This is a genomic window from Polaromonas sp. P4_F9, assembly GCF_056401235.1.
This window is the reverse complement of the sequence record NZ_JBFUJT010000026.1, coordinates 78,534-85,961: the sequence shown is the minus strand read 5'-3', so window position 1 is coordinate 85,961 and position 7,428 is coordinate 78,534. Positions and strand designations below refer to the sequence as shown.

The window sequence follows — 7,428 nt, the reverse complement described above, 5'->3', positions numbered from 1 at the left end:
ATGAACAGCGCCCTGAAACCGGTGCTTTTCCAGTTGCGCCAGCGTGACAAATTCCAGCGCGTTGATATGGGTGGCTTCCAGAATCACCGGCGGGGCAGTGCCTGCCTCCAGGGCCTCCCGCCAGCGCTGGGCGCACAGGCACCAGCGGTCGCCTGGTTTGAGCCCGGCAAACCGGTGTTGCGGCTGCGGCGTGACGAGGTCATTTCCGCGCGCGCTGGAGAAGGCGAGAAATTCCGGGGTGACCCGCACGCAGACCAGATGGGAGCCGAGATCGGACGCATCGGTGTTGCAGCAGCCGTCCCGGAAGTAACCCGTGAGCGGATCGTAAGAGCAGGGAAGCAGCTCGCCGCCCAAAACATTTTTTGCACTCATGGCTGTACCTGTAAAGCGATATTGATCATGCCCTGCTGGACTGCACCATCTTCATGGCCGACGCGATCAATGCCGACACCTCGGTCATGTTGCTTGGCACGATCAGGGTAGTGGTCGCGTCGCCCGCTACGCTGGAATAGGCCTCAACGGCTTTTTCAGCGACCTTCAACTGTACGGCTTGTTCACCGCCGGGCTGGCGGATCGCCGCAGCAACCACCTCGATGGCTCTGGCATTGGCTTCCGCCACGGCCATGATGGCTGAAGCCTCGCCCTGCGCATTGTTGATGGCCGCCTGTTTTTCGCCTTCCGAGCGGGCGATGAAGGCCTCGCGTTCACCGGTGGCAATGTTGATCTGTTCCTGCTTGCGACCCTCGGATGCGGCAATCAGCGCGCGTTTTTCGCGTTCGGCGGTGATTTGCGACTGCATGGCATGGAGAATTTCCTTGGGCGGCGTCAAGTCCTTGATCTCGTAGCGCAAAACCTTCACGCCCCAGTTGAGCGCGGCCTCGTCAATGGCCGCCACGACTTGCGCGTTGATGATGTCGCGCTCTTCAAAGGTCTTGTCGAGCTCAAGCTTGCCGATCACGGAGCGCAGCGAGGTTTGGGCCAGCTGCGTCACGGCCACGATGTAGTTGGAGGAGCCGTAGCTGGCACGCATGGGGTCGGTGACCTGAAAGTACAAAATGCCGTCAACCTGCAGCTGTGTGTTGTCTCGGGTAATGCACACCTGGCTGGGCACGTCCAGCGGGATCTCTTTCAGGCTGTGCTTGTAGGCCACCCGGTCGACAAAAGGCACCAGAAAATTCAGGCCTGGCGTCAGGCTGCCGTGGTATTTGCCCAAGCGCTCGATCACCCAGGCGTTTTGTTGCGGCACCACCTTGATGCTGCGTACGATAAAGATGCCAGCCACGATCAGGATGACGAGTGCTATTTCCATGGTTCCTCCGTTGATTGTTGATTAGTTCAAATTAGCGAGTTGAGTGCCTGCAAGGCTTGCAAGGCCTGCCAGGCTGGCGAATCGGCAGCAGGGAATGAAAAGCCCGAGATCCTGGATATCCGGGGATGCTTTACAGCTTTTCAAGCACCAGGCGATTGCCCTGCATTTCCTTGATGCGAAAGTTTCCAGTGGTGGCCGATTCCACCTGGTTGGCAGGTATGGCCGTCCAGAGGGCGCCACGAAATTTCACGGTAGTGGTTCCGTCGGCATTCCACTGCGCGACCTGTACCGGCTCACCAATATCCAGGTTGACATCCCGATTCGCATTTGCAGGCAGGGGGGCCGGGGCTTTGCCGCGGTACCAGTGCCAGGCGGCCACTGCGCCACCCCCTACAGCAGCAGAGATCACCATTTGGCCGATAATGGCAAAACCCCAATGAGCGGCGATGGCGCCTGCGACGAATCCCACGGCCAGCATCAGCAGGTAAAAAGTTCCGGTGACCAGTTCAACCGCGACCGCGCTACCTGCCAGCAGCCACCAGATGGTCGATTCGCTCATGTTTCTTCCTTTTGTCGGTGATGCGCTACATTTTGGGGCAATTAGACCGCCGCGCAAGCGTACCGCAACAATATTTCCTTACACTTCGCAGTCGCCAGCCAAACCGTTCGGGCTCAACCTGTCTATGCCCATTTGAGCGTTTCCGTCATGCCCTCCGACAGGTTCAGGGCGCCCATGAACTGCAGCCATTCCCATGAAATTCCGCTTTCCGATTGTGATCATTGACGAAGACTTCCGCTCCGAGAACACCTCGGGGCTGGGTATTCGCGCGCTGGCCCAGGCCATTGAAAGCGAAGGCTTTGAGGTGCTGGGTGTGACCAGCTATGGCGACCTGTCGCAATTCGCCCAGCAGCAAAGCCGTGCCAGCGCTTTTATCCTGTCGATTGACGACGAGGAATTCACGCCCGGCCCGGACCTGGATCCTGCCGTGCTCAACCTGCGAAACTTCATTGAAGAGGTGCGCCGCAAAAATCTTGATGTGCCGATTTACGTCTACGGTGAAACCAAGACCTCGCGCCATATTCCCAACGACATCCTGCGCGAGCTGCACGGCTTCATCCACATGTTCGAGGACACGCCCGAGTTCGTGGCGCGCCATATCCTGCGCGAGGCCAAGAGCTACCTGGAAGGGGTCCAGCCGCCATTTTTCAAGGCCTTGCTGGACTACGCCGAGGACGGTTCATACTCCTGGCACTGCCCCGGCCATTCGGGCGGTGTGGCGTTTTTGAAAAGTCCCGTCGGGCAGATGTTTCACCAGTTCTTCGGCGAAAACATGCTGCGCGCCGACGTGTGCAACGCGGTCGAGGAGCTGGGCCAGCTGCTTGACCACGACGGCGCCATTGGCGCCAGCGAACGCAATGCGGCGCGTATCTTCAATGCGGACCACTGTTTCTTCGTGACCAACGGCACCTCCACCAGCAACAAGATGGTGTGGCACCACACGGTAGCGCCGGGCGATGTGGTGGTGGTGGACCGTAACTGCCACAAGTCCATCCTGCACGCCATCATCATGACCGGTGCGATTCCCGTATTCTTGAAGCCCACGCGAAACCATTTCGGCATCATCGGCCCGATACCGCAAAGCGAATTCGAGCCCGAGGCCATCAAGGCCAAGATCAGGGCTAACCCGCTGCTCAAGGGCGTCGATGCGGACACCGTCAAGCCGCGCGTGCTCACGCTCACGCAATCGACCTATGACGGCGTGCTCTACAACACCGAAACTATCAAGGGCATGCTCGATGGCTACGTGGACAACCTGCATTTTGATGAAGCCTGGCTGCCTCATGCGGCCTTCCACCCGTTTTATGGCAGCTACCACGCCATGGGCAAAAACCGCATCCGGCCGAAAAATGCCGTGGTGTACGCAACCCAGTCGATTCACAAGTTGCTGGCCGGTATCAGCCAGGCCAGCCATGTGCTGGTGCAGGACTCGCAAAACACCAAACTCGACAGGCACCTCTTCAATGAGGCCTACCTGATGCACACCTCGACGTCGCCTCAGTACAGCATCATCGCCAGTTGCGATGTGGCCGCCGCCATGATGGAGCCACCCGGCGGCACCGCGCTGGTCGAGGAGAGCATTGCCGAGGCGCTGGACTTCCGCCGGGCCATGCGCAAGATCGACGATGAATACGGCAGCGACTGGTGGTTCAAAGTCTGGGGGCCGGACAAGCTGGTGGAAGAGGGCATTGGCCTGGCCGAGGACTGGATCATCAAGGGCGAGTCGCGCAGTGCCAAGACAGCCAGGAATGGCGCCAATAACTGGCATGGCTTTGGTCAGATGGCGACGGGCTTCAATATGCTGGACCCGATCAAGTCGACCATCGTCACGCCTGGCCTGGATCTGAATGGCAAATTCGCCAAAACCGGTATTCCGGCCAGCATCGTGACCAAGTTTTTGGCCGAGCACGGCGTGATCGTGGAGAAAACCGGGCTTTACAGCTTCTTCATCATGTTCACCATCGGCATCACCAAAGGCCGCTGGAACACCCTGCTGACGGCGCTTCAGCAGTTCAAGGACGACTACGCCAAGAACCAGCCGATGTGGCGCATCCTGCCCGAGTTCTGCCAGAAGTTTCCGAAATACGAGCGCATGGGTCTGGCCGACCTGTGCCAGCACATTCATGCCCTCTACGCCAAATACGACATCGCACGGTTGACGACCGAGGTCTATTTAAGTGACCTGGCGCCGGCCATGAAGCCCAGCGACGCCTACGCCCACATTGCCCACCGCACCACAGAGCGCGTCGAGATCGACCAGCTTGAAGGCCGCATCACGGTCGGACTGGTGACGCCTTATCCGCCGGGCATTCCGCTGTTGATTCCAGGCGAGGTGTTCAACAAGAAAATCGTTGATTACCTCAAGTTTGCCCGCGAGTTCAATGCGCAATGCCCGGGTTTCGAGACTGACATTCACGGCCTCGTGGAGCAGGTTGATGCCAAAGGCAAAATGCGGTACTACGCCGATTGCGTGAAGAAAGATCAGAAATAGGGCGTTCCCTCCTGGTGGGGTGTTCCGTCCCGGTGGCGGGCACCCGCTGCCAGCCCTGTTGCTTCCCCTGCTGCTTATCTTTTATCCTGCTGGTTGATCTTGCTTATTGATTAGCTGCGGCATGTTTTGGCATGTCTTCGTGTACCCGCATGAAGCTGGCAAAGCGGGGAATTCCGCTGTCGTTCAGGCCGCGATAGCGAAAAGTGACGATGCTGCCCGGCGCTGGTGGGTTCTGGCGTTGTGCATCGCTGAAACCGCTACCGAGCTTGAAACGCTGGCCCGGTTTGCCATCTGCTTCCGGCAGTTCCACCAGCAGTGCTCCCAGCGCACCCGCATATTTCCCCTGACCCGGGATGTGCGCAATCACGCGGGCCTCCGTGTCTTCATGCGTTTTCACCTTGAGCAGGTCGTCGGTGCGCTGGCCTTTGTAAAGTGACGCGCCGCGATGCAGCATCAGGCCCTCGCCACCAAGTTTGACGGTTTTAACCAGCAGGCTTTGCAAAGCTTGCTGGTTTGCCAGCTTGACCTGCGTTACCGCTTGTACCCAGCGCTGGTCAATCTGGCTCACGAGGCCGTTGAGCGCCGGAATCCGCTCGTTAAAGGGGCCACCTTGCGCGGGCAGGTCGAACACCATGAAACGCATCGTGCGCCACGCTGAATCGTCCGGGGTTTGCTGTCGCACCGTCGAAAGCGCTTTGGCAAACTGCCCGCGGCCGGCCCAGAGTTCACCATCCATGGGGACTTTTGGCCAGCCCGCCGTGAACCATGCCGGCGCTGCAACGCGCTCGCCGCCACGGGTCAGCAGCTTTTCGCCATCCCAGTAGCCACGCACACCGTCATACTTTTCGCTGGCCCAGTAGTCCGGAAGTGAAACGCCCGGGTGGTACACCTTGGCCAGCATCAGCGGCGGGGCATCGGGCGCGGCCAATAGGGGCAGAGCCGGCGCCAGCAGGCCCGCGAAAATCATCAGCAGGTGCAGCGTCTTCAGTCGAAAAAGCGCCTTGTGGGCCGGGATGTGCGTCAGGGTTTGAATTGCCATGGATTTTTCTATTTTTAACTGTATAAATGTAAGGGGTATCCGCTTAGCTCCAGTGGCGTCGGATATACTGGATAAATACCCAGTTATTATGCCAGTTTCAGCCCAAGACTACCCATGCACCTGGAGCGAATTCCTCGATTGGTTTTCCTCCGAGGAGGCTTGCCTGTCTTACCTGGAGCGCTTGCGCTGGCCGCACGGCTTCGCCTGCCCAAATTGCGCCAGCATGGCGGCGCCGTACCGATCCAGCCGCACGCGATTGATGTGCCAGGACTGTGGGCGACAGACTACCGTGACCTCGGGCACCCTCTTTGACAAGACCCGCACGCCGCTGAAGGTGTGGCTGGCGGCGGCGTGGTATCTCACCAGCCAGAAACAGGGGGTCAGCGCCTTGGGCTTGCAGCGGGTGTTGGGGCTGGGCAGCTACCAGACGGCCTGGACCATGCTGCACCGCTTTCGCTGTGCCATGGTGCGCCCGGATCGGGAACGCCTCAAGGGCTTGGTCGAGGTCGATGAAACTTACCTGGCCATCTCGGACCGACAGCGGCCCATTTCCCCGGTAGGGCGCAAGTCCAGCACCAGCAAAGTACTGGTGGTGATGGCCGTGGAGATACTGGAGCCCAAAGGATTTGGCCGAATTCGTCTGCACCGCATCGCCAATGATTCTGACGAATGCGTGGTGCCGTTTGTCCAGCAGTCGGTGGAGCCCGGCGCCCAGGTTCGCACTGACGGCTCGGCCGCCTACCGTTCGCTAAGCGAGCTGGGCTATGACCATGAGCGCACGGTCATGCTGGGCTCGGACACGCCTGCACATGTCTCCATGGCAGGGGTGCATCGGGTGGCCTCACTGGTCAAGCGCTGGATCCTGGGTACGCACCATGGCTCGGTCCAGCCCGAGCATCTCGATGCCTACCTTGACGAGTTTGTCTTTCGCTTCAATCGCCGCACTTCGGGCTCTCGCGGGATGCTGTTTTACCGGCTGCTGCAGCAAGCCGTGGCCACTCAGCCCGTGACCTATCGGGACATCACCCGAACACCACAGGACAGGGTGGAATCAGCTTAGTGGAGCTAAGCGGATACCCCTTATAAATGTACAGTTTATATTTCAAAATGCGACGGCGCAAGCGCCATGCCCTTCGAGCGGCCTGAAGCCCAGGCTCAAAGACAGTGAAAATGTGCGGAGACTGTCGCCGGCATATCCCATCCACCACGTCCCGGTGCCAAGGCCTTTCACGTGCAAACCACAACCTCCAGCGACATTGAAGCCATAGAGCGGGCCACTATTGCGGCCGTATCCCCCGAAGCCCTTGAGGAACTGGACGGCTGGCTCCTGCCTTTCGACAGGGGAACCGTTAGCCGGGCCAAAAGTGCGGTCCCGCTTCGGCACATAGCGACCGATGAAGCCGTGGTGGGCAGGATTGAAGCGCGTTACGAGGCACGCGGCATGTCGGCGGTCTTTCGTGTCGCGACTGAACCTTGCTTCGAACTTTTGCGGCGAGAGCTGAAACGGTGTGGCTACAAGACGGAGCGCCCGGTGCTGGTTCAGGTGAGCACGGCCAAAGCCATGCGCGAGGTATCTACTCAAATTCCCGCCGAAACCGCCAATTCACCTGATGAGGCGTGGGCTGCCCTGTTTTTGGGCAAGGGCTTTGACCCCGTCGATGGCGCCAGCCGCGTCAACACGCTGAGCCGGGCACGTAATTCGCTCTATGCGAGTGTCCGTGAGAACGGGAAAACCGTGGCCGCTGGTGCCGCTGCCTTCGGCCATGGCTGGTCCAGCGTGCACGGCATGTGCACCGATCAGGCCCTCAGAGGCCGGGGCCTGGCCGGGCGTGTGCTGGCCGGGCTGGCCGACGCCGCGATGCACAGAGGGTTTGAGCGCACTTTTTTGCAGGTAGAGGCCGGCAACGCGCCGGCCCGGGCACTCTATCAGCGGGCCGGGTTTGAAACTGCCTGGTGTTATGAGTATTGGCGACGGGCTTGATAGCACCGAAGCCCAAGCCAGTTCGAGATTCTTGCACACCTCTGCGCCC

General features: G+C 59.8%; 7 protein-coding genes. 3 read left to right on the top strand and 4 right to left on the bottom strand.

The genetic code is table 11. The features are described from left to right. The 3 genes from AC1DUB_RS20720 to AC1DUB_RS20710 all read right to left on the bottom strand — a co-directional run. Positions 1–372 (bottom strand): DUF2237 family protein (locus tag AC1DUB_RS20720; RefSeq protein ID WP_477731077.1); only part of this gene is annotated, 372 nt, incomplete at its 3' end. 25 nt (positions 373–397) lie between these two features. Then, positions 398–1,309 carry an SPFH domain-containing protein gene (locus AC1DUB_RS20715; protein WP_477720049.1) on the bottom strand — a complete coding sequence of 304 codons (912 nt, stop codon included), beginning with the start codon at positions 1,307–1,309 and terminating at the stop codon, positions 398–400. A 130-nt stretch (positions 1,310–1,439) separates the two neighbouring features. Then, positions 1,440–1,868, bottom strand: coding sequence for an NfeD family protein (locus tag AC1DUB_RS20710; RefSeq protein WP_477731076.1), 429 nt, complete (start codon positions 1,866–1,868; stop codon positions 1,440–1,442). A gap of 193 nt (positions 1,869–2,061) precedes the next feature. Between AC1DUB_RS20710 and AC1DUB_RS20705 the strand changes: the two genes are divergently transcribed. Beyond that, entirely contained in the window at positions 2,062–4,359 is a 2,298-nt protein-coding gene (locus AC1DUB_RS20705; protein ID WP_477720047.1) for an Orn/Lys/Arg family decarboxylase, read from the top strand. A gap of 103 nt (positions 4,360–4,462) precedes the next feature. Here AC1DUB_RS20705 and AC1DUB_RS20700 read toward each other — a convergent pair whose 3' ends face one another. Beyond that, a complete protein-coding gene (locus tag AC1DUB_RS20700) occupies positions 4,463–5,326 on the bottom strand; it encodes a DNA ligase (protein WP_477731083.1) in 864 nt (287 codons plus the stop codon). A 160-nt stretch (positions 5,327–5,486) separates the two neighbouring features. On the opposite strand from AC1DUB_RS20700, the gene AC1DUB_RS20695 reads away from it, so the two are divergent. Both AC1DUB_RS20695 and AC1DUB_RS20690 read left to right on the top strand, forming a co-directional pair. Next, complete coding sequence (locus tag AC1DUB_RS20695) at positions 5,487–6,458, top strand: IS1595 family transposase (RefSeq protein ID WP_477731075.1); 972 nt, start codon at positions 5,487–5,489, stop codon at positions 6,456–6,458. Positions 6,459–6,629: 171 nt separating this feature from the next. After that, on the top strand, positions 6,630–7,379 hold the full coding sequence (locus tag AC1DUB_RS20690; RefSeq protein WP_477731074.1) for a GNAT family N-acetyltransferase: 750 nt from the start codon (positions 6,630–6,632) through the stop codon (positions 7,377–7,379). Positions 7,380–7,428: the final 49 nt, after the last annotated feature.

What these genes read in the sequence shown, in the direction of transcription:
- AC1DUB_RS20715 (WP_477720049.1), bottom strand. Translation starts at nt 1,309, where the DNA reads ATGGAAATAGCACTCGTCATCCTGATCGTGGCTGGCATCTTTATCGTA.
- AC1DUB_RS20710 (WP_477731076.1), bottom strand. Translation starts at nt 1,868, where the DNA reads ATGAGCGAATCGACCATCTGGTGGCTGCTGGCAGGTAGCGCGGTCGCG.
- AC1DUB_RS20705 (WP_477720047.1), top strand. Translation starts at nt 2,062, where the DNA reads ATGAAATTCCGCTTTCCGATTGTGATCATTGACGAAGACTTCCGCTCC.
- AC1DUB_RS20700 (WP_477731083.1), bottom strand. Translation starts at nt 5,326, where the DNA reads ATGATTTTCGCGGGCCTGCTGGCGCCGGCTCTGCCCCTATTGGCCGCG.
- AC1DUB_RS20695 (WP_477731075.1), top strand. Translation starts at nt 5,487, where the DNA reads ATGCCAGTTTCAGCCCAAGACTACCCATGCACCTGGAGCGAATTCCTC.